Annotated in this window: 22 protein-coding genes and 1 tRNA gene; 13 read left to right on the top strand and 10 right to left on the bottom strand. The window is 51.2% G+C overall.

The features are described from left to right. The first annotated feature begins 20 nt into the window (after nucleotides 1–20). On the top strand, nucleotides 21–824 hold the full coding sequence (gene metQ, locus ACQY6F_RS10835) for a methionine ABC transporter substrate-binding lipoprotein MetQ (RefSeq protein WP_428774308.1): 804 nt from the start codon (nucleotides 21–23) through the stop codon (nucleotides 822–824). Nucleotides 825–993: 169 nt separating this feature from the next. On the opposite strand, the gene ACQY6F_RS10830 is transcribed toward metQ, so the two are convergent. Beyond that, nucleotides 994–1,070, bottom strand: a tRNA-Pro gene (locus tag ACQY6F_RS10830). A gap of 258 nt (nucleotides 1,071–1,328) precedes the next feature. On the opposite strand from ACQY6F_RS10830, the gene ACQY6F_RS10825 reads away from it, so the two are divergent. The 3 genes from ACQY6F_RS10825 to rluF all read left to right on the top strand — a co-directional run bounded on the left by ACQY6F_RS10825 (nucleotide 1,329) and on the right by rluF (nucleotide 3,300). Continuing rightward, a complete protein-coding gene (locus ACQY6F_RS10825) occupies nucleotides 1,329–1,469 on the top strand; it encodes a DUF3149 domain-containing protein (protein WP_428774307.1) in 141 nt (46 codons plus the stop codon). Between the two features lie 160 nt (nucleotides 1,470–1,629). Further along, complete coding sequence (gene smrA, locus ACQY6F_RS10820; RefSeq protein ID WP_428774305.1) at nucleotides 1,630–2,208, top strand: DNA endonuclease SmrA; 579 nt, start codon at nucleotides 1,630–1,632, stop codon at nucleotides 2,206–2,208. A 90-nt stretch (nucleotides 2,209–2,298) separates the two neighbouring features. After that, nucleotides 2,299–3,300 carry a 23S rRNA pseudouridine(2604) synthase RluF gene (gene rluF, locus ACQY6F_RS10815; RefSeq protein WP_428774304.1) on the top strand — a complete coding sequence of 334 codons (1,002 nt, stop codon included), beginning with the start codon at nucleotides 2,299–2,301 and terminating at the stop codon, nucleotides 3,298–3,300. 92 nt (nucleotides 3,301–3,392) lie between these two features. Here rluF and upp read toward each other — a convergent pair whose 3' ends face one another. Beyond that, nucleotides 3,393–4,019 carry a uracil phosphoribosyltransferase gene (gene upp / locus ACQY6F_RS10810; protein ID WP_428774302.1) on the bottom strand — a complete coding sequence of 209 codons (627 nt, stop codon included), beginning with the start codon at nucleotides 4,017–4,019 and terminating at the stop codon, nucleotides 3,393–3,395. A 176-nt stretch (nucleotides 4,020–4,195) separates the two neighbouring features. Here upp and purM point away from each other — a divergent pair, with 176 nt between their 5' ends. The 4 genes from purM to ACQY6F_RS10790 all read left to right on the top strand — a co-directional run bounded on the left by purM (nucleotide 4,196) and on the right by ACQY6F_RS10790 (nucleotide 6,449). Continuing rightward, nucleotides 4,196–5,236 carry a phosphoribosylformylglycinamidine cyclo-ligase gene (gene purM / locus ACQY6F_RS10805; protein WP_428774300.1) on the top strand — a complete coding sequence of 347 codons (1,041 nt, stop codon included), beginning with the start codon at nucleotides 4,196–4,198 and terminating at the stop codon, nucleotides 5,234–5,236. A gap of 2 nt (nucleotides 5,237–5,238) precedes the next feature. Beyond that, nucleotides 5,239–5,877 (top strand): phosphoribosylglycinamide formyltransferase, encoded by a 639-nt coding sequence (gene purN / locus ACQY6F_RS10800; RefSeq protein WP_428774299.1) that lies wholly within the window; start codon nucleotides 5,239–5,241, stop codon nucleotides 5,875–5,877. 174 nt (nucleotides 5,878–6,051) lie between these two features. Continuing rightward, complete coding sequence (locus ACQY6F_RS10795) at nucleotides 6,052–6,261, top strand: YaeP family protein (RefSeq protein WP_428774298.1); 210 nt, start codon at nucleotides 6,052–6,054, stop codon at nucleotides 6,259–6,261. Then, entirely contained in the window at nucleotides 6,258–6,449 is a 192-nt protein-coding gene (locus tag ACQY6F_RS10790) for a DUF4250 domain-containing protein (RefSeq protein ID WP_428774297.1), read from the top strand. The genes ACQY6F_RS10795 and ACQY6F_RS10790 overlap by 4 nt, the downstream gene beginning before the upstream one ends. A gap of 96 nt (nucleotides 6,450–6,545) precedes the next feature. On the opposite strand, the gene purL is transcribed toward ACQY6F_RS10790, so the two are convergent. Further along, nucleotides 6,546–10,439, bottom strand: a complete 3,894-nt coding sequence (gene purL, locus ACQY6F_RS10785) for a phosphoribosylformylglycinamidine synthase (RefSeq protein WP_428774295.1) — start codon at nucleotides 10,437–10,439, stop codon at nucleotides 6,546–6,548. Between the two features lie 286 nt (nucleotides 10,440–10,725). On the opposite strand from purL, the gene mltF reads away from it, so the two are divergent. Both mltF and ACQY6F_RS10775 read left to right on the top strand, forming a co-directional pair. Beyond that, the gene (gene mltF, locus ACQY6F_RS10780) at nucleotides 10,726–12,309 is read left to right on the top strand and encodes a membrane-bound lytic murein transglycosylase MltF (protein ID WP_428774293.1); all 1,584 of its coding nucleotides are present in this window, start codon (nucleotides 10,726–10,728) and stop codon (nucleotides 12,307–12,309) included. 199 nt (nucleotides 12,310–12,508) lie between these two features. Then, nucleotides 12,509–12,643, top strand: coding sequence for a hypothetical protein (locus tag ACQY6F_RS10775; protein ID WP_428774292.1), 135 nt, complete (start codon nucleotides 12,509–12,511; stop codon nucleotides 12,641–12,643). Between the two features lie 53 nt (nucleotides 12,644–12,696). On the opposite strand, the gene tadA is transcribed toward ACQY6F_RS10775, so the two are convergent. Both tadA and ACQY6F_RS10765 read right to left on the bottom strand, forming a co-directional pair. Then, nucleotides 12,697–13,245, bottom strand: a complete 549-nt coding sequence (gene tadA / locus ACQY6F_RS10770) for a tRNA adenosine(34) deaminase TadA (protein ID WP_428774290.1) — start codon at nucleotides 13,243–13,245, stop codon at nucleotides 12,697–12,699. Next, entirely contained in the window at nucleotides 13,235–14,116 is an 882-nt protein-coding gene (locus tag ACQY6F_RS10765; protein ID WP_428774288.1) for a LysR family transcriptional regulator, read from the bottom strand. The genes tadA and ACQY6F_RS10765 overlap by 11 nt, the downstream gene beginning before the upstream one ends. A 209-nt stretch (nucleotides 14,117–14,325) precedes the next feature. On the opposite strand from ACQY6F_RS10765, the gene ACQY6F_RS10760 reads away from it, so the two are divergent. Both ACQY6F_RS10760 and fghA read left to right on the top strand, forming a co-directional pair. Then, nucleotides 14,326–15,456: an S-(hydroxymethyl)glutathione dehydrogenase/class III alcohol dehydrogenase gene (locus tag ACQY6F_RS10760; RefSeq protein ID WP_428774287.1), complete on the top strand. Its 1,131-nt coding sequence runs from the start codon at nucleotides 14,326–14,328 to the stop codon at nucleotides 15,454–15,456. 90 nt (nucleotides 15,457–15,546) lie between these two features. Further along, nucleotides 15,547–16,392: an S-formylglutathione hydrolase gene (fghA, locus tag ACQY6F_RS10755; protein WP_428774285.1), complete on the top strand. Its 846-nt coding sequence runs from the start codon at nucleotides 15,547–15,549 to the stop codon at nucleotides 16,390–16,392. Between the two features lie 98 nt (nucleotides 16,393–16,490). On the opposite strand, the gene ACQY6F_RS10750 is transcribed toward fghA, so the two are convergent. The 5 genes from ACQY6F_RS10750 to ACQY6F_RS10730 all read right to left on the bottom strand — a co-directional run bounded on the left by ACQY6F_RS10750 (nucleotide 16,491) and on the right by ACQY6F_RS10730 (nucleotide 21,110). Further along, on the bottom strand, nucleotides 16,491–18,050 hold the full coding sequence (locus tag ACQY6F_RS10750) for an AbgT family transporter (protein WP_428774284.1): 1,560 nt from the start codon (nucleotides 18,048–18,050) through the stop codon (nucleotides 16,491–16,493). Between the two features lie 275 nt (nucleotides 18,051–18,325). Continuing rightward, nucleotides 18,326–18,745, bottom strand: coding sequence for a type IV pilus modification PilV family protein (locus tag ACQY6F_RS10745; protein WP_428774283.1), 420 nt, complete (start codon nucleotides 18,743–18,745; stop codon nucleotides 18,326–18,328). Continuing rightward, the gene (locus ACQY6F_RS10740) at nucleotides 18,735–19,979 is read right to left on the bottom strand and encodes a hypothetical protein (protein ID WP_428774282.1); all 1,245 of its coding nucleotides are present in this window, start codon (nucleotides 19,977–19,979) and stop codon (nucleotides 18,735–18,737) included. Before ACQY6F_RS10740 ends, ACQY6F_RS10745 begins: the two co-directional genes overlap by 11 nt. Beyond that, complete coding sequence (locus ACQY6F_RS10735) at nucleotides 19,976–20,620, bottom strand: PilW family protein (RefSeq protein ID WP_428774280.1); 645 nt, start codon at nucleotides 20,618–20,620, stop codon at nucleotides 19,976–19,978. Before ACQY6F_RS10735 ends, ACQY6F_RS10740 begins: the two co-directional genes overlap by 4 nt. Further along, the gene (locus ACQY6F_RS10730) at nucleotides 20,601–21,110 is read right to left on the bottom strand and encodes a GspH/FimT family pseudopilin (protein WP_428774279.1); all 510 of its coding nucleotides are present in this window, start codon (nucleotides 21,108–21,110) and stop codon (nucleotides 20,601–20,603) included. The genes ACQY6F_RS10735 and ACQY6F_RS10730 overlap by 20 nt, the downstream gene beginning before the upstream one ends. Nucleotides 21,111–21,212: 102 nt before the next feature. On the opposite strand from ACQY6F_RS10730, the gene ACQY6F_RS10725 reads away from it, so the two are divergent. After that, nucleotides 21,213–21,644, top strand: a complete 432-nt coding sequence (locus tag ACQY6F_RS10725; protein ID WP_428774277.1) for a type IV pilin protein — start codon at nucleotides 21,213–21,215, stop codon at nucleotides 21,642–21,644. Nucleotides 21,645–21,743 lie beyond the last annotated feature (99 nt).

Genomic DNA, 21,743 nt, shown 5'->3' with positions numbered 1-21,743 from the left:
CGTATATAAGGAGATAGTCCATGAAATTGAATCTTAAAGCCCTGTTGGCAATTGGTGCTGCTGCACTGGCACTGACTGGTTGTGGTGAACAAGCGGCTGACAACAACAAAATCAAAGTTGGCGTAATGGCAGGTGCTGAAGCCCAGGTGGCGGAAGTGGCGGCAAAAGTAGCGAAAGAGAAATACAACCTGGATGTTGAGCTGGTAACCTTTACCGATTATGTCACGCCGAATGCCGCACTGGATGATGGTTCAGTAGACGTGAACGCATTCCAACACAAGCCTTATCTGGATCAGCAAATCGCTGACCGTGGCTATAAACTGGCCATCGCAGGCAACAGCTTTGTTTACCCTATCGCCGGTTACTCTAAGCAAGTGACTTCAGTCGACCAGTTGGAAGACGGTGCCCGTATCGCGGTACCGAATGACCCGACTAACCTGGGCCGTTCTCTGCTTCTACTGGAACAACAAGGTCTGCTGACTCTGCGTGAAGGTGTAGGTCTGAAAGCAACTACCCGCGATATCGAAAAGAACCCGAAAAATATCGCCATCGTTGAACTGGATGCCGCTCAGCTGCCACGTTCTCTGGATGATGTAGCCCTGTCTATCATCAACACCACTTACGCGAGCTCTATCAACCTGACTCCGCAAAAAGACGGCATTTTTGTTGAAGACAAAGAGTCGCCATACGTGAACCTAATCGTGGCTCGTGAAGACAACGTTAACGCAGAAAACGTACAGAACTTTGTTAAAGCGTACCAGACTGACGAAGTGTACAACGCAGCTTCTGAAATCTTCCAGGGCGGCGTAGTTAAAGGCTGGTAATCGGCTAAACTCGCAGTGACAACTCACTTCAAGGGCTGATGGGAACATCGGCCCTTTTTTCGTATCAGCTCAAATGGGATGCTGTAGGACAGCGAAAACGGCAAGCTCCAAGGCTATGCCATCGCGCTAAAACGACGAAGCCCCGTCTTACGACGAGGCTTCTAAATGGTGGTCGGTGAAGAGGGATTCGAACCCCCGACCCTCTGGTCCCAAACCAGATGCGCTACCAAACTGCGCTATTCACCGAACGATTGCCTGTGCGATTCTTGTCGCGGCAACGGATGCGTATGATACGGATTCTGCCGGCCAACGCAAGCCATTTTCACCATAATCCGCACAACATTTTAATAACCGCTCAATCGCTAATCATCTGGGATTAAAATGTGATTAAAAACACACCAATCACAACATCTTTATAACCTTGGCAACAGTTTTGATCCAGATCAGTACCACGTATCGGAGGCCATCATAAGTTAGTTCCGTCTTCTCAACTTTGGAGGAAATATGGACTTTTGGCTTGATCTGCTTTTTGGTAATGCTGTCGGGTTATCATCGATGATTGTCATCCTTACAGCCCTGGGTCTGATGCTGTTCTACGGCGGTTTCTTCATTTACAAAGTCATGAACGACAAATCTCCTCACTAGATCGCTTAGCGCCAATTTATATAATTGAATCATGCTATGCACCGAAGTAGATTGCCTGTCTGCTTCGGTTTTTTATATGTCATAAACAAGAAATCTGATCACCTCGTCGCTTAGATGGGTATAATCGCTTTAAGAGTTCCGATTGTATTGAGATAAGCTCATGTCTCACGATGACCTATCCCTGTTTCAGCAGATGATGGGGGACGTCAAACCCCTTCAACACGATACCGCTGAGCATAAAAAATCCCATCACGTCACCGACGCCCAACTGGCCAAGCGCGAAGCCGCCATCTGGCTGACTGAGGACGATCCTGAGTATTTGTCGGTTGATTATGCACCTATGCTGAAACCGGAAGACATGATCGATTTCAAGCGAGACGGCCTGCAAGATGGTGTACACAAAAAGCTGCGTCTCGGTAAATATCCTATCCAGGCTAAGCTGGACTTACACCGCAAAACTTTGAAACAGGCGCGCGATGAAGTGGTCAATTTCCTCAAGCAGTGCATCAGAATGGATATCCGTACCGTGCTGATCGTCCATGGCCGCGGCGAACGCTCTAACCCGCCAGCGCTGATGAAAAGCTATCTGGCCAGCTGGTTAAGCCAGATTAAAGACGTCCAATGTGTACACAGCGCGCAGCGTTTCCACGGCGGTACCGGGGCGGTTTACGTAATGCTGCGAAAAAGTGCTGACAAGAAACTGGAAAACCGAGAAAGGCACCAAAAACGCATGGGCTAGCAGCGTCGATAGTGCTAGTATGTGCGACCAATTTATCACCATCTACAGCCAGCAATTCCATTGCCGTTGTGAAACGTTAGGAGTCAATCAATGTCAGACACAGCCAAGAGATTAAACAAGTTTATCAGCGAGACCGGCTACTGCTCGCGCCGGGAAGCCGACAAACTGATCGAACAAGGCCGGGTAACTATTAACGGTAACGTGCCGGAAATGGGCACCAAAGTGCTCGCCGGTGACGATGTGTGCATCGATGGTAAACCACTGCAAAGTAAGCAGGAAACCATCTATATCGCGCTGAATAAACCGACCGGTATCACCTGTACCACCGAGCGAAATGTCCCGGGTAACATCGTCGATTTCATCGGTCACAAGCAGCGCATTTTTCCAATTGGCCGCTTAGACAAACCTTCCGACGGCCTGATTTTTCTCACCAACGACGGTGATATCGTCAATAAAATTCTTCGCGCTGGGAATAATCACGAAAAAGAGTATGTGGTCAGGGTCGACAAACCGATTACCGAGCAGTTTCTGACCCAAATGCGTTCCGGCGTGAATATCCTGGATACCGTCACACTGCCTTGCAAGGTCACTCAGGAAACCAAATACTCGTTCCGTATTGTGTTGACCCAAGGACTGAACCGGCAGATCCGCCGCATGTGCGAAGCACTCGGCTACGACGTATTCAAACTGCGCCGGGTACGGATTATGAACGTCAGCCTGGATGGGATTCCAAACGGTCAGTGGCGTTACCTCACCGAGCAGGAAGTCAACGATATCCTCGCCCTGTGTGAAAGCTCGGTCGGCACCGAGGAAGCGTCCAAACTGGATGCCAAAGGTCGTAAAATTCGTAAAGCAACGGACGCCAAACTGTTTGACAGCCGGGAGCAGAACCAGCATTCCACCGCGCGGCGTAACCAAAAGCCGCGCACCTTTAAAGGCCGCAATGCAGACGAATTTCGTCATGCGCCAAACTCAAAGCGCAGTCGGCAGCAGCCAAGAGCCAATTCTGCAGAAGGGTCGAACCAGAAAGGTTCTGCAACGACCCAGCGCCCGAGAACCAGTGGAACGCTGGGGCTGAAAAAATCCGGCTGAGCGCAATCCGTATACCCCGGCCAAACTCAATTGCCGCGGTTGTAAAAACTAAAAAGGGAGCCATTGGCTCCCTTTGCTTTTCGGTCGGTTGATTATTTAGTACCGAAAATCTTATCACCTGCATCGCCAAGACCCGGAACGATGTAACCTTTATCGTTCAGTTTCTCATCGATGGCCGCGGTGTACAGCTCCACATCCGGGTGGGCTTTTTCCAGCGCTGCAATACCTTCTGGTGCCGAAACCAGCACCAGCACTTTAATGTGCTTACAGCCCTTCTCTTTCAGCAGGTCGATGGTCGCGATCATTGAGCCACCGGTCGCCAGCATAGGGTCAACCACCAGGGCAATACGCTCATCGATATTGGACGCCAGCTTGTTAAAGTATGGAACTGGCTCCAGGGTTTCTTCATCACGGTAGATACCCACCACGCTGATACGAGCACTTGGCATATGTTCCAGTACGCCATCCATCATACCCAGACCGGCGCGCAGAATTGGCACTACGGTCACTTTCTTACCTTTGATCTGGTCAACTTCTACCGGACCATTCCAACCTTCAATGGTAACTTTTTCTGTTTCGAAGTCCGCTGTGGCTTCATAAGTCAGCAGGCTACCAACTTCTGTAGCAAGCTCACGAAACCGTTTTGTGCTGATGTCACCCTCTCTCATAAGACCAATCTTGTGTTTTACTAGCGGGTGCTTAACTTCAACGATTTTCATTTCCATCTCCGGCAATGTGACAAAATTTAATCAAACCTCGCAATTATAAATGATTTGGAGACAATTTTCTTGATCCTGACTAAAAGAAAAAAACTGCGCAAACGTTTGCTCTTTAACTTTAACCACTGGTAGAATAGCGCCGTTTTCATATCCAACAATTTACCGAGGACTTCTCCGTGAGTGGTAACAACCCTTCTCTAAGCTACAAAGACGCTGGTGTCGACATTGATGCTGGTAACGCTCTGGTGGACCGAATTAAAGGTGCAGTTAAACGTACCCGTCGCCCTGAAGTAATGGGTGGCATCGGCGGCTTCGGCGCGCTGTGTGAACTGCCGACTAAATATAAGCAGCCTGTACTGGTTTCCGGTACTGACGGTGTAGGAACCAAACTTCGCCTGGCTCTGGATATGAACAAACACGACACCATCGGTATCGACCTGGTGGCCATGTGTGTGAACGATCTGATTGTACAGGGTGCAGAACCGCTGTTCTTCCTCGACTACTACGCAACCGGCAAACTGGATGTAGATACCGCAGCAGACGTGGTCAGCGGTATTGCCGAAGGCTGTGTTCAGGCCGGCTGCGCGCTAATCGGCGGTGAAACTGCTGAAATGCCAGGTATGTATGAAGGTGAAGACTACGACGTGGCAGGCTTCTGTGTTGGCGTCGTAGAAAAAGCCGACGTAATTGACGGCAGCAAAGTTCAGGCGGGTGATGCTCTGATCGCCGTCGGCTCAAGCGGTCCACACTCAAACGGTTACTCGCTGATCCGTAAAATTCTGGAAGTGTCTGCTGCAGATACCAATGAGCAGCTGGCTGGTCGCAGTATCGGTGAGCACTTGCTGGAACCGACTAAGATTTACATTAAATCTGCCCTGAAGATGATCGCGGAACACGATATTCACGCTATCTCTCATATTACCGGTGGCGGCTTCTGGGAAAACATTCCACGTGTACTGCCTGAAGGCACCAAAGCGGTTATCGATGGCAACAGCTGGGAATGGCCGGTGATTTTCCAATGGCTGCAACAGCAAGGCAATGTGACCACCCATGAAATGTACCGTACCTTTAACTGTGGTGTCGGTCTGATCGTCGCACTGCCAAAAGATCAAGCCCAAGCGGCGGTAGAGCTACTGCAACAGGAAGGCGAAAATGCCTGGATCATCGGCGAAATCGCGCCAGCTGACGCGGGAACCGAGCAGGTAGAGATCAACTAAGCATGAAAAGTATTGTTGTTTTAGTTTCAGGGAATGGGTCTAACTTACAAGCAATTATCGATGCTTGTGAAACCAGCATTGAGAACGGCAAAGTCACGGCCGTGTTTTCGAACAAGGCAACAGCTTATGCGTTAGAACGGGCAAAGCAAGCCGGTGCCGCAGCGCTGTTTCTGGATCCAAAAGCGTTCGACACACGTGACGCTTTTGACCATGAACTGATGCGTCAGATTGACGAATACCATCCAGACCTGATTGTCCTGGCCGGTTACATGCGTATTCTGAGTAGTGAGTTCGTCCGTCACTATATGGGGCGGATGATCAACATTCATCCGTCACTGCTACCGAAATACCCTGGCCTGAATACTTACCAGCGTGCCATTCATGCCGGTGACGAAGAGCACGGAACCAGTGTCCATTTTGTCACCGAAACCCTCGATGGCGGACCGGTGATACTGCAAGCCAAAGTGCCTATCTTTGAGGAGGATTCGGTGGAATCTCTCACTGAACGGGTACAGGTGCAGGAACACCGTATCTACCCACTGGTGACCAAATGGTTCGTTGAGGGCCGGCTGGAAATGATCGACGGCAAAGCTTACCTGGACGGTGAAAAGCTCGGTATTCACGGCTACGCCGACCAATAATCTGATTAAGGCGAACGTGAAGTTCGCCTTATTTTTATCCGCTATGCTGACGGCATAAAATTTTCACCTTCCACCTGCACTCCTCTTACTCTCTCTTTAGCTGCAGCAATGGCTTTGAGTTTGCTGACCGCCCTGTGTATATTGAGGTCAATCTCATTAAACAGGACTTCAACTATGCAAGTTTACGGATGTTGCGAACTGGTTCGCGAATTGTACGCTCAAATCGGCAGTGGCGACCAGGCCTACATACCCCAAGCCATCAGCTGCGCGGTCAAGGCACTCAACGACATTGCCGCCGATGAATCATTAACTAAAGACGTCAGAGAAAAAGCGGCGTTCGCGGCTGCTAACCTATTGATCTCAGACTTTGAGGATCAGGCATGAATCTGAGCAATTTCGAAACCATGGACAGCGTAATGTTGATGAGCATCGTCAACATGAAGCTGCGCGATGACTTTGCCGGAGATCTGGACAAGCTGGCGACTTATTTTGATATCGACCGTACAGCTCTAGAGCAAAAACTGGCCTCTGCCGGTTTTGAGTTTTTGCCGGAAGCCGGCCAATTCAGATAGTCTTTTGCTGTTGTGTTTGCGAGACGCAATTAACCCGAAAGGCGGCCAATAAAAAAACGCAAACCGAAGTTTGCGTTTTTTGTTTCAGGTTAACAATTAACCCAGGTTCTTACGGGCATTCTGGAACATACGCATCCAGGCGCCATTTTCACCCCAGTTGTCCGGGTGCCATGAGTTCGCCACGGTGCGGAATACACGTTCCGGATGCGGCATCATGATGGTCACACGTCCGTCAGCCGTTGTCAGGCCGGTGATCGCATTTGGCGAACCATTCGGGTTGTTTGGATACTGCTGAGTCGGGTTGCCGTGGTTATCAACGTAGCGCAGTGCAACCGTACCAGACGTTTCAATCGCGTTCAGGTGAGCCGCATCACGCACTTCAACCCGGCCTTCACCGTGTGAAACTGCAATCGGCATCCGTGAGCCAGCCATACCATCGAAGAAGACCGAATCCGATTTCTGCACTTCTACTAGGCTAAAGCGGGCTTCAAAACGCTCAGATTCGTTGCGGACGAATCGAGGCCAAAGCTCAGCCCCCGGGATCAGCTCTTTCAGGTTAGACAGCATCTGACAGCCGTTACATACCCCCAGAGAGAAAGTATCTTCACGCTGGAAGAAGCTCTGGAACTGATCACGTGCCTGGGCGTTGAACAGCACAGATTTCGCCCAACCTTCACCCGCTCCCAGAACGTCACCGTATGAGAAACCACCACAGGCGACCAAACCTTGGTACTGATCCAGTACTGCCTGACCGGTCAGGATGTCGCTCATATGGATATCGACCGCTTCAAAGCCAGCGCGGTCAAATGCCGCCGCCATTTCAACATGCGAGTTAACGCCCTGCTCACGCAGGATAGCCATTTTCGGTTTGGCACCTTTGGCGATGTATGGCGCTGCGATATCTTCGTTAACGTCGAAGCTCAGTGATACATTCAGACCAGGGTCCGAGTTGTCTTGCTTGGCGGCAAACTCTTGATCGGCACAAGCCGGGTTGTCGCGCAGTGCCTGCATCTTATGCGTAGTTTCCGCCCAGATGGTGCGCAGTTCAGTACGTGAGCGCGCCAGCAGCAGCTCATCGCCACTGTGGATAGCAAATTGATCGGAGGCATCAACGGAACCGATAACGTGTGAACAGCTGTCCAAACCAAACTTGCTCAACGTTGCCTGAACGCTTGCCAGCTCATCGTTGCTGACCTGAATTACCGCGCCCAGTTCTTCGTTAAACAGCACTGCCAGGCTGTCGTCGCCCAGAGCAGCGATGTTCGCCTGGATACCGCAGTGACCGGCAAAGGCCATTTCTGCCAATGTGACCAGCAGACCACCGTCCCCTTTGTCGTGGTAGGCTATCAGTTTATCGTCGCGAACCAGGGCCTGAATCGCATTAAAGAACGCTTTCAGCTGTTCTGCGCTGTCTACATCGGCCGGTTTGTCACCCAACTGCTTGTATACTTGCGCCAGCGCAGTAGCGCCCAGACGGTTTTTACCGTTACCCAGGTCGATCAGCAGCAGGCTGCTGTCGCCCTTATCAGTACGCAATTGAGGAGTCACCGTTTTGCGTACATCTTCGACGCGGGCAAACGCCGTAATGATCAGTGATAGCGGCGAGGTAACTTCTCTGTTTTCACCGTCCTGTTCCCACTTGGTCTTCATCGACATCGAGTCTTTACCAACGGGAATAGTCAGACCCAGCGCAGGACACAACTCTTCACCAACCGCTTTAACCGCTTCGTACAGACCGGCATCTTCACCAGGGTGACCGGCTGGAGACATCCAGTTCGCCGACAGTTTAATCCGTTTCAGGTCGCCGATTTCTGTGGCTGCAATGTTGGTCAGAGATTCTGCTACCGCCAGACGGGCTGATGCGCCAAAATCTAACAGGGCGACCGGTGTACGCTCACCCATCGACATCGCTTCGCCATGGTAAGTGTCGTAGCTGGCCGCAGTAACAGCACAGTTGGCGACAGGTACCTGCCAAGGGCCGACCATCTGGTCGCGCGCCACCAGACCAGTAACAGAACGGTCACCGATGGTGATCAGGAAAGTCTTCTCTGCCACGGCCGGCAAGCGCAGTACCCGATCAACGGCGTCAGACAGTTCAATCCCGTCGCGGTTAATCGCCGGACTATCAACTTTCAGCGTCTTCGCGTCACGATGCATTTTCGGCGGTTTACCCAGTAGAATATCCATCGGCATATCGATCGGCGTGTTATCGAAATGCTCATCTTCCAGCGTCAGGTGACGCTCTTCAGTCGCTTCTCCGACTACCGCATACGGCGCACGTTCACGCTGACAAATGGCATCAAAACGGTCCATGTCTTCAGTCGCAACCGCCAATACGTAGCGCTCCTGAGATTCATTACACCAGATTTCCAGCGGGCTCATGCCCGGCTCGTCGTTTGGTACGTCACGCAGCTGAAATTTACCGCCACGCTCACCGTCATCCACCAGCTCAGGCAGGGCGTTAGAGATGCCGCCCGCGCCCACATCGTGAATAAAGGCGATTGGGTTCGCATCGCCCAGTTGCCAGCAACGATCGATCACTTCCTGACAACGACGTTCCATCTCTGGGTTTTCACGCTGTACCGATGCAAAATCAAGATCTTCCGCTGACTGACCAGACGCCATAGAAGACGCAGCGCCGCCGCCAAGACCGATATTCATCGCCGGGCCACCCAGTACGATCAGCTTGGCACCTACCGGAATTTCTTTCTTCTGTACGTGTTCAGCGCGAATATTACCCATACCGCCCGCGATCATGATTGGCTTGTGATAGCCACGGACTTCTTCGCCAGCATGAGAGGTCACTTTTTCTTCGTAAGTACGGAAGTAGCCCAGCAGGTTAGGACGGCCAAATTCGTTGTTGAACGCCGCACCACCCAGAGGCCCTTCCAGCATAATATCCAGCGCGTTTACGATCCGGCCTGGTTTACCAAAGTCACTTTCCCATGGCTGTTCAAAATTCGGGATTCGCAGGTTGGAAACCGTGAAGCCCACCAGACCAGCTTTTGGTTTACCGCCGATACCGGTCGCGCCTTCATCACGAATTTCACCACCGGAACCGGTGGAAGCGCCCGGCCATGGCGAAATGGCAGTCGGGTGGTTATGCGTTTCCACTTTCATCAGAATGTGGGCATCTTCGTGATGATAGCCGTACTGACGCGAATCTGGGTTCGGGAAGAAACGGCCAACTTTAGACCCTTCCATAACCGCCGCGTTGTCTTTGTATGCAGACAGCACGTGATCCGGAGTGGTTTCAAAGGTGTTCTTGATCATTTTGAACAGCGATTTAGGCTGGTCAACACCGTCGATAGTCCAGTCGGCGTTAAAGATTTTGTGACGGCAGTGCTCAGAGTTCGCCTGGGCAAACATCATCAGTTCAATGTCGTTTGGATTGCGGCCCAGCTTGATGAAGCTTTCGACCAGATAATCAATTTCATCTTCTGCCAGCGCCAGGCCAAGCGATACGTTGGCTTGTTCCAGAGCTTCACGACCACCCGCCAGGATATCTACCTGGGTCAGCGGGGTTGGCTCAGCAACCGTAAACAGTGCCGCGGCGGCTTCGAGGTCAGCAAAGACGCTTTCCATCATGCGGTCATGGATCAGCGCTTTGATGCTGTCTAGCTGATCAGTAGATAGCTGTTGCGAGGATTCAATATAGTAAGCAGTACCGCGCTCCAGACGTTTCACTTTGTCCAGACCACAGTTGTGGGCAATGTCAGTCGATTTAGATGACCAAGGAGAAATGGTTCCCGGACGCGGGGTGACCAGAATCAGCAGACCTTGCGGCTCGTGCTCTTCGATCGTCGGACCATAAGTCAACAGTTTCTCCAGCTTGTCGAGTTCGGAGCCGTCAAGCTCAGCTTTCAGGTCGGCGAAGTGCATGAACTCAGCGTAAATGCCTGTCACAGGCAGTTGTTGTTCACGACACAGTTCCAGTAATTTATTAACTCGAAACTCCGATAGAGCTGGGGAGCCACGCAAAATTCTCATGTGCTTAGGTCTCTTATGCAATTGATTAAGGTAATATTGGAATAAATTCAATAAGTTAATAAGAACTCATACCAATTTAACCTCTGCCTTGCGGGCGCATTATAAAGGATTTGGATTTGTGATGTAACACCAAAAGCAACCGTTTGCGTCATTTTTTTTAGCAAGTTTGAAATACCATCAATTTGGCCAGGATTTCAGCTGCCAAAGTCAAAACTTGATGCTGTGACTTTGCCTGCTGGAACGCCTTTGATATAAATGACTTATCAAACGACTGAGAAGCAACTGAATGAAGCAGCAATTTACCCTACGTCTCTACCGCGTCCTGGCTATCTGTCTGGTTAGCTTCGGCCTGGCGGGCTGTCAGATCGAATCAGAGCCTAAGAGCGAGCTGGCCCAGATACTTGAAAGAGGCGTGCTGCGAGTAGGTAGCGTCAATAACCAGTTATCTTACTATATCGGCCCGGACGGCCCGGCCGGGCTGGATTACGAACTGGCACGAGAGTTTGCCAACCAGCTTGGGGTAAAACTGGAGATGAAACCAGCTTACCGGATTGCCTCACTCTACCCCGCACTGGAACGGGGAGAAATCGACATCATTGCGGCTGGTCTCAGCCTTGGTGACGAACGAATGGCTAAATTTAGGGTCGGTCCGGCCTATTATTATGTCAGCCAGCAGGTGGTGTATAAAAAAGGCAACTGGCGGCCACGCAACCTGAAACAGTTGCTGAAAAAAATGCCGGAGCTGACCGAGCAAAATGATGGCCGCTCGGTGCTGCATATCGTCAGCGAAGCCCAGTTCAACAAAACGCTATCCAACATAAAATCGGACAATCCGGGCTTTAACTACGAAATCGATCCCGATGCCGATATTAACGACTTGCTGAAAAAAGTGTCGCAAAATGAGCTGATGTTTACCGTGGCCGATTCGGTAGAATTGTCTTTGTCTCAGCGTATCTACCCTGAACTGGCACTGGCGTTTGAACTGACTGAAGATCAACCCATTTCCTGGTACATGCGCCGCTCCGAAGATGAAAGTCTCTACGCTCTGATGATTGAGTATTTCGGCAATATTAAACAGTCCGGTCAACTGGCGACGCTGGAAGAGAAATACATCGGTCATGTCACCAGTTTCGATTATGTCGACACCCGCGCATTCATCCGGGCGCTGGACAACAAACTGCCGCGCTGGTCTGAACTGTTTCAGCAATATTCCGATGAATTCGACTGGCGCCTGATCGCCGCCCTGGCCTATCAGGAGTCTCACTGGAATCCTAAAGCCGTTTCCCCCACTGGCGTTCGCGGCATGATGATGCTGACATTACCGACGGCGAAAAGTGTCGGGGTAAAAAACCGTCTTGACCCTAAGCAGTCAGTGCGAGGCGGAGTGGAATATCTGCGCCGGATGATAGCCCGGGTACCAGATACCATTACCGAGCATGAAAAAATCTGGTTCGCGCTGGCCTCGTATAACGTCGGCTATGGCCACGTGATGGATGCCCGCCGTCTGACCAAAGCTCAGAACGGCGATCCGGACTCCTGGTCAGATGTCAAAGATCGCCTGCCGCTACTGCGTCAGGAGAAATACTATAGCCGCACCCGCTACGGCTATGCCCGGGGCGATGAAGCGCGTAATTATGTTGAAAACATTCGCCGCTACTATCAGAGCATCATTGGACATGTCGAGCAGAAAGCGCAGGAAGCGATCGATCTCAATGTCGATGATCTGGCGGTCATTCAGGTTAAAGAGCTGTCGATTTCCGGCGCCGAGCCGGTCAGTGGCGCAGAAGCGAGTGATCAAGATGACCTGCAAGATGAGCAATCGGATGCTGAAGTGGCAGAAACCGAGCAACATGCAGCTAAGGGCAGCTAACTGAACTTCAGGCTAGCTGTAGATCTCGTGCAACAGCAGGCTTGATTTTTGCTCTGGAAAACCATACAACAGGATCTGACTTGTTCTTGTCTGACCGGCTTAGGCAAACCCGCCATACTGCCGGTATTAATCACTCGTTAGTCTATCATTACTGCCGGGACAGAGGTTTTCGGCAGGGTCAGTTGTAGGAGGTTGTTTTATGCTAAAGCGTAGAAGACAGTCGAAGCATTTGTATAAAACGGTTGCGGCCAACCGCAGAAAGCGCAAGCTGAGTAACAACAAGAAAAAAGTTATCTGGCGTCATCGCGCCTTTATGCAGTGTCTGGCTGCTTAACCCGTCAGTATGGCCAATAGCTTTCACAGGTATTGGCTTTTTCTCTTTTACCCCTACCTACTTTTACCTTGCTCATCTTTATCTTGTGTTCGGGTCCGCTTAGCCGCTTTTATTTCTTTACGTCGACGGCGGAAAAAGTTCTGCAGCTGTTCACGGCACTCATGCTCTAACAAGCCGCCCTGGACCTCGGCATAATGGTATGCCGCCTGGCTGGCAAAAATATCCAGTACCGTACCCGCGGCACCGGCCTTCAGATCTGGCGCCCCGAACACCACCCGTTTCACCCGACTGTGCAGCAAAGCCCCCGCACACATAGGGCACGGCTCCAGCGTGACGTACAAAGTGGTATCCAGCAAGCGGTAGTTTTCTATCGCCTGGCCGGCCTGGCGCAACACCTGAATTTCCGCATGGGCCGTAGCATCATGGTGGCCAATCGAACAGTTCCATCCTTCCGCAATGATCTGATTGTCTTTTACCAGCACCGCGCCTACCGGCACCTCGCCTTGCAACTCGGCTTGCGCCGCTAACTCGAGCGCCCGGCGCATAAATTTTTGATCATCTTGATTAAACTCAGGGTGAGCGTCCGTTGGGTTAACTTGCATTTTGGTTTAGCGCCTCGTACAGGTAATCGATCAGGGTACGAATTTTGGCGGTCAGCATCCTGTTTTGCGGATAGACAGCCCAGATCCCTTCCCGGTCGACCCGATAGTCACTCAATAATTCAACTAACTGGCCAGACTCGAGATACGGCTGCACATAATAATCAGGAAGCTGCACTATGCCTAATCCTTTTAGTGCCGCATCCGTCAATGCGTAACCGCTGTTGCAGCGAATTCGCCCCTCAACATTGATCTGTTTTTCCTTACCATCTTGAGTGAAGCGCCAATATTTGACGCTGCCCCGCAAGCAGTGATGCCGTTTTAATTCTGACAGGGTGTGCGGTTCACCATACTGCTGCAGATAGCCAGGGCTGCAACAGACGTAAGTTTGCCTGTCCAGCAGCTTTCTGGCCATCATGGTGGAATCATCCAGTTTGCCCAGCCTAATCGCCAGATCAAACCCTTCCTGGACTAAATCAAGGTTTTGATTGGAAAGCACCAACTCAAGGTCTATTTTAGGCTGCAGTTGCAAGAACTGGTGTATCAGCGGCGCCAGAACATGTTCACCAAAGGTCACCGGCGCGGTCATTTTGATCACGCCGCTGGGAGTCGACTGCAATTGGGTTACCGCCAGCCCGGCCAGCGTTAATCCTTCAACCAGAGGCTTGCAGTGCTGGTAGTAACATTCGCCCAGTTCTGTCACCGTCACCCTTCGCGTTGTTCTGACCAGCAGTTTCACCGCCAAGCGGGCTTCCAGTGCATTGATCCGGCGGCTCACGTTGGCCACGGATGTGCCCAGTTTGGTCGCGGCTGCGGTAAAACTCTGCAACTCCGCGACCGCGACAAATTCATTGATGCCTTCCCAGCTATTCATTCATCCACCAATTTAGTCATCAAACCCAACAATTATTACGATATTGTAATAGTTTATTTTATTTTTATAGGATTAACATCCTATAGCCAATCAATATACTGAATATTCAACGGGCAAACCGACCAATCCGAACTAGGCTTAGAGAAGTTGCGCCTGACTTAACTGGTGGTGCCAATCGGCCTTCACCCAAGTATTGATGAGGAATGATCATGACCGAACAATTTATCAAATCACGGGCGGCAGTCGCCTGGGGACCCAATCAGCCGCTGAAAATGGAACAGGTTGATGTGATGTTACCCAAAGCGGGAGAAGTACTGGTGCGCATTGTTGCCAGTGGAGTATGTCACACCGATGCGTTTACCTTGTCCGGTGACGATCCAGAAGGGGTGTTCCCGGCGATATTGGGCCACGAAGGCGGTGGTATCGTCGAGATGGTCGGCGAAGGGGTCACCAGTGTGGAAGTGGGTGATCATGTTATTCCTCTCTACACCGCGGAATGTGGCGAATGTAAATTCTGTAAGTCTGGCAAGACCAATCTGTGCCAGGCGGTACGTGAAACTCAGGGCAAAGGACTGATGCCAGACGGCACCACCCGTTTCTATATCGACGGTCAGCCGATCTATCACTATATGGGCTGCTCGACTTTCTCCGAATACACGGTATTGCCGGAAATCTCGCTAGCCAAAGTCAACAAGGCAGCACCACTGGAAGAAGTGTGTCTGCTCGGTTGCGGTGTAACCACCGGCATGGGCGCGGTACTTAACACCGCCAAAGTAGAGCCGGGTGCCAGCGTGGCTATCTTTGGCCTCGGCGGCATTGGTCTGTCAGCCATTATCGGTGCACGTATGGCCGGTGCAGAGCGCATCATCGGCATCGATATCAATGAAAGTAAATTTGAACTGGCGCAGCAGCTGGGCGCGACTGACGTCATTAACCCGAAGAATTTTGACAAGCCTATCCAGGAAGTGATCGTTGAAATGACCGACGGCGGCGTCGATTACTCGTTTGAATGTATCGGCAATGTCGATGTCATGCGTTCAGCGCTGGAGTGTTGTCATAAAGGCTGGGGCGAGTCGGTGATTATCGGCGTTGCCGGCGCGGGCCAGGAAATTTCGACCCGACCATTCCAACTGGTGACCGGACGAGTATGGCGAGGCAGCGCGTTTGGTGGCGTGAAAGGCCGTAGTGAACTGCCAGGGATCGTCGAACGTTACCTGGCCGGAGAATTTGGCCTGCAGGAGTTCATAACTCATACCCTGCCGCTGGAAGAGATCAACCAGGCATTTGACCTGATGCATAAAGGCGAAAGTATTCGCTCAGTGATCCACTTCGACAAATAACCGACTATGGCCCGGCAGTAAACCGGGCCAAAATTAGCCCCCTACTCTTTTGTGCTTTCGAACTTAAATGTCCAGCTAACAGGAAAGATTATGACTATCGAAAATATCAGCCAGGCCAAAGTCTTTGACGGCTGGCATAAGCAGTATCTTCATCAGTCCGAGACGTTAAATTGCGCTATGCGTTTTGCCGTCTTTTTGCCGCCCCAGGCCAGCCAAGCCAGTCCCGTACCGGTACTCTACTGGTTGTCCGGGCTGACCTGCAGCGATGAAAACTTTATGCAGAAGGCCGGTGCGTTTCGGATGGCCGCCAAACTGGGCATGGCGATTGTCGCTCCGGACACCAGCCCCAGAGGTGACGATGTGCCCGACGCACCGGACGGCAGCTACGATTTGGGTCTGGGTGCCGGATTTTATCTCAATGCCACCCAAGCCCCCTGGGACCGCCACTACCAGATGTACAGCTATATTGTCGATGAACTGCCTCAGCTGATAGAGCAGCACTTTCCGGTCAGCGATGTGCGTTCAATTGCGGGCCATAGTATGGGGGGACACGGTGCCCTGACGATTGGACTTAAAAACAGCGACCGTTACCGCGCCATCTCGGCTTTCAGTCCCATCAGCAACCCGTCACACTGTCCTTGGGGACAAAAGGCGTTCAGCCACTACCTGGGTAACGATGTCGAGCAGTGGAAGCAGTACGACAGCGTTGAGCTGCTGAAACAACAGACTGCGACACTGCCGATTCTGGTCGATCAGGGGGAAGAAGATGACTTTCTCGATCTGCAGTTAAAACCAGAGTTATTGCTGGCCGCCGCTGAGATCTCTGGCAGCAATGTAAAACTGAGAATGCAGCCGGGCTACGACCATAGCTACTATTTCATTCAGAGCTTTATCGACGACCATCTGCACTTCCACAGCCAGTTCCTGTTCGACTGACAACACACCTGAACCTGTTAGCAAAATAAAGCCCGCATGATGCGGGCTTTTTCGATGTACTGAACACTTAGTGAGTGACTGCTCACCTACAGTAAACGTTACATAGTGTAGGTGTACGGAGCCTGGATACCCATTGGAATACCCAATGCCCAGTAAGCCAGCAGGAATATGGTCCAGCCGATCAACATGGCAATCGAGAACGGCATCATCAGTGAAGCCAGTGTACCGATACCGGTTGATTTAACGTAGCGTTGGCAGTACACCACCACTAGCGGGAAGAACACCATCAGCGGCGAGATAATGTTGGACACAGAATCACCGACACGGTAAGCCGCCTGTGACAGTTCAGGAGAAATCCCCACAGCCATCAGCATAGGCACCAGTATTGGCCCGATCAACGCCCATTTCGCCGAGGCAGAACCGATCAGCAGGTTCACAAATGCTGTCAGCAGAATCATACCGACTATGGTCATTTGACCTGGCAGGTCCATCGCTTTCAGCCCTTCAGCGCCGTACAGTGCCAGCATGGTACCTATGTTAGATTGTGCAAATGCCGACAGGAACTGAGCACAGAAGAAAGACATCACGATGTAGGCCCCCATGGTGGCCATAGTGTCTGACATCGCTTTGATCACATCGTTACCGGTTTTAAAAGTACCCGACACTTTACCGTAGACATAACCCGGAATGATAAACAGGATAAAAATCAGCGGTACGATTGACTTCATCAACGGTGCGGTAAACGAGGTGATTTCACCTTCAGGAGAACGCAATGCCGAGGTTTCCGGCCAAATAGCGGCGACCAGCAGAGCGATACCAGCCAGCATCGACCAGCCAGCATAACGAAACGCTTTCGATTCGATAGCGGTGAAAGACCCCAGATCCGGAGCCTGTTCGGCACCTTCATCCACCGGCGTTTTCGACAGGCGTGGCTCGATGATTTTTTCAGTTACATACCAGCCAATGGCAACAATCAGTATCGAAGAAATACCGGTAAAGAAGATATTTGCCAGTGGGTTAACCACGTACTCCGGATCCAGTACCTGTGCGGCAGTTTGAGTGAAACCAGCCAGCAATGGGTCGATACCTGAAGGAATAAAGTTGGCTGAGAAACCACCGGAAACACCGGCAAACGCCGCAGCAATACCGGCTAACGGATGGCGACCGGCTGCATGGAAGATGATGCCGCCCAATGGGATCACCAGCACGTAACCAGCATCAGCAGCCGTGTGCGACACAATAGCGACTAAGATCAGCATCGGCGTCAGCAGTTTTGCCGGCGTGAAGTTAAGCATTTTTTTCAGGCCGGTGGTAATAAAACCAGACGCATCAGCCACACCGACACCCAGCATGGCGACCAGCACGATACCTAGAGGGGCAAAACCGGTAAAGGTCGTGACCATATTGGCTAAGAAGCTGGCAAGAGATTCACCTGTCAGTAGGTTGCTCACTTGCAGCGCTTCGCCAGTGCGGGGGTTGATCAGGTCAAAAGAAACATTTGATAAAAGTGCAGATAAGACCCAGACAATCACCAGGGCCCAGAAGAACAAAATGGCAGGATCTGGGATTTTGTTGCCGGCGCGCTCGATTAAGTTAAGAAAACGCTCCATACCGCTTGAGGGGGCAGCGGGTGCGCTAGGGGTAATTTGGCTACTCATGGTTACTCCATATTTCACGTTAGAGGTTGTTGCCGCTGAAGTCTGTTTGCAAATTCTTTCAGCTGGAAACATTCTATTTATCCGTAAAATAAAAGCACAATATTCCCTCTGCTAGTTCATAATTAGACACATATTTCAACAAGACATCTTTGACGTGCAACAATAAAAGCGCAAATCAGCATCAAATCCACTAACAAGCGCAGAACAATACCGCTAAGTCATTCACCAGAAAGCACAAAATAGTACAGATATTTTCCTACCATCCGATTCGGCAATTACGGGTCAAATTCGCTGTATTTTGAGACGACTGTTTGCAGCTGAATCTGCTCCATTGTTCCGGCCCGGTTCGGCCAGGACACGCTCAGATCAATCTGTTTAATCGCCGAAGACAGTGAGGGAATTGGTTGGCTTACCTGCAGGGTCAGCTTGTAAGGAGGGTGACTGGTATCGACCAGATTGGTGATAGCTGCAAAAGACGTCACCGGCCACTGAGATAGTGACGCCGAGGCGCCTCGGGTTCTCAGCTGTGTCAGTTGCTGTTCTGCCAGTGACAGCGCAACCCGGCTGAGACGGGCATAATCTGCTTGCCTTTCGACCGCGGCCTGCAACCGTAGCAGCCCCATCGCTGAAACGCCGATCAGCACAAAGGCAATCAAAACCTCCAGTAAACTAAAGCCGCGGCAATTACTGCGCATAGCGACTCCCGGCTACCCAGCTAACATCTTTCGGAAGCTGGCGGCTGCTTTTACTGTGCATAAACTGCAAATTGTAAGCGCCTTTCAGGATCGCCTCTCCGCCGTCGGCATCAAAATAGAGCCCGCCGGACGGATGAAATGAGCCCTGATCAAAATAGACCGTTTTGCTGCCGAGCAAAGACTGCACCGCGGCTGACTGACTCGATGCTTGCCAATAGCTGGCAATCGCAGCGGGTGTAAAGGAAACATCGGCCATATCCACCAGATGAAACACCGAACCTTCGAATACCACAGCACCAAACGATGCGAGCAGGCCATTCTGTACTACTAGGGTGTTAACACCTGCCACCGTTAAGGGTTGATTAATCAGGCAATGCCCGTTGACCCATACTTTATTGCTGTAAGTGAACGCCAGTTGCAGTTTGCTGGCACAGGTTTCACCATCGGCAATGGTGGGCAGGTAAAGTTGCTTAAAGCCCGCTTTTAGTTGAGCTCTGTTTGCCGCGGTGTTGGGGAGGCCGAAGAAGTTATAGAACGGCGCTACCTGACCGTCCTGGATAAAGTCTTGTTTAAACAGTGCCGGGGTTGTATCGGTACTGGCCGATACGCTCAGCACCGTTTTACTGGCCGAACTACATTGTCCGCCGACAAAGCCGTTGAACGGCCCGTTTGTAACCGGATCATTAACCTGCAATTTGTCTGTAGATACCGTAGGTATATAACTGATCTTATGCTTGTAACGCACCGCAACACACTGATAGCGGCCGTTGATGTCCGGGGTGGGAGCCGCATCAGGGAAAATAGCCACACTGCCGATAAACTTCAAATCTGCACTGCTCTGGATGGCACCAAGACGGGTTTCAGAACCGATATGAAGCTGCTGTGTATCGGACTGATATCCGGCAGTAGCGGTGATCAAATACCGGCTGGCTCCCAGGACCCTGGCTGTGACATCATCCAGCCCGGCCGCCGCACTGCAATCCTGTTTTAGCTGTGAGCTTGTAGCCGAAGTAAGTTGGCTAATTTTAGAGGGGTCGCTTTTTATCGCCGCATAGGCACACTCTAAACCGCCACTGGCGCGCCACAGTTGCTGTCGTGCCTTGATATGATTCTGCAGCAACTTTACCTGGTAAAATATCCCCTGGTAGCTGCCCATCACCAGCAGCAACATACTGACCGTGAGCAGCACAGTGATCAGCAAGGTGGCAGCGCCCTGTTGGTTACCGCGCTTCATTGCCAGTTCCCCGTGATGAGGGTCGCAGATTGCTGCTCAATAACCGAAGGATCGTTAACCAGTTGGGCCGACAGCCGGTATTGCAACATCGCACTACGGGCACTGCTGCTGGCAACACTGGCCTGGCTAACACTAAAGTCGGTGATGGATACCTGCTTAGGGTCAAACAGGTCAAAACACTTATAGCGAGATCCTGAAATCGCAGCAGACTGTAAGGTCAGTGGACTGCTAACTGGCTTTTCACAAATTTTAAGATGCCCCATATTGGCAGACCCGACTTCATGCTTAAATACCACGGTTCGATAGGCCTGGGTCGCTGACGAAGAAACCCGATAGATATATCCCAGTAAAGCAGGGGCAGTTTCAATTGACACAATATCTGCAGCTCCCGACAAATGTAGCGAACTCGGACTTACGCCATCATAGCCTGCCTTTTGAACGTCTTCGCTGATAAGCTGCATTACAGAACTTAAGTTCTGGCTGAGCAATAACCGTTTGGATTGCTGGGCGATTTGCCGCTGGGCAGAAATCAACGCGGTCGAGATCAGGCCGATAGCAATAGTGCCGATTAACCCTGCCACCAGTACCTCAATCAGAGTCATACCCTGGCAGTCCGATCGCTTAACAGCTGGGGAAATCATAACGGGCTCCGGATGGGGCGCAAATGATCACTCTGCCAGCCCCATATGAGGTTTTTAACTTTAGTGACTGCGAGACTGCAACCAGTGGATAAAAAACTAAGTTGCCGGGCTTCAGCCGGCCCCGAAGACCATCAAACTTTATCTGATCGGAAGTGTAGTCAAATGTGATGGCCAGATGGCGGTAGGATTGCCCGGACATCACCAGTAATGGCACCGCTGACGAGATAAATGCATCGGATTCGGTCAGTATCAGTCGCCAATTTGAACTGGCCGCGCCACTGGCCGGTGCAATATAGTGGGCCCACAGATTCTGGTTTCTCAGGATGGCCCGGGATTTAGCGGTATGGACAAAATGCTGCAGCTCGTCAGCCAGCCGTTTCATTTCGCTACTCTGCTGCATATGAAGATAGTTCGGTACCAGCATAACGGTTATGACAGTCACAATAACCACCGTGATCAACACTTCCAGCAAGGTAAAGCCGCGAACCATTTCCCAAATCCCTTGTATTCTGTCGCTATCTGAAAATAAACGCTTGAACTGATATTAACAGCTACCAAAAATGGACAAACCGCCCTTCAACAACTCCGCGAAATGATTCGAGTAACGTTATGTAAACACAACAAAAAGAGCTTAGCCGCGATGACATTGATCGAACTATTGCTGGTACTGACCATCTTGTCTGTGCTGACTGCGATTGCCTACCCCAGCTATAGCGACCATGTTCGCCAGTCTCATCGTCAGCGCGCCTTGGCTGACCTGGTGCGAATCCAGCTACAACTTGAACTCGACTACGATGGCCGTTACCAGTGGCAACAGCTAGTGTCCGGAGGGATATGCAGTATTTGCGAATCATCATCACAGCGATTTCAGTTTGCAGTGACCAGTTCGGCAACAGTGGCGTACACCATTACCGCGACCGCTCAGACCGATTTAGGCCAAGATCTGGATAGCTGCCTGACAGCCAGTAAACAGATCCAGCTGATGGCCAACAACCAGCGAATCCCAACCGCCTGCTGGCCGTAAAGTTACCGGCAAGAAAAAAGCCTGCTAATAAGCAGGCTTTCAAATCAGAGTGTCAGACTCACTAAATTTAGCTGGTCAGATCGTCAAAGAACTTCTTCA

The sequence above is a fragment of the Vibrio sp. genome (assembly GCF_050299255.1).
In the GTDB taxonomy this organism is placed as follows: domain Bacteria; phylum Pseudomonadota; class Gammaproteobacteria; order Enterobacterales; family Vibrionaceae; genus Vibrio.
The sequence above is the reverse complement of the archived record's forward strand: the minus strand, read 5'-3'. Positions and strand labels throughout refer to the sequence as shown.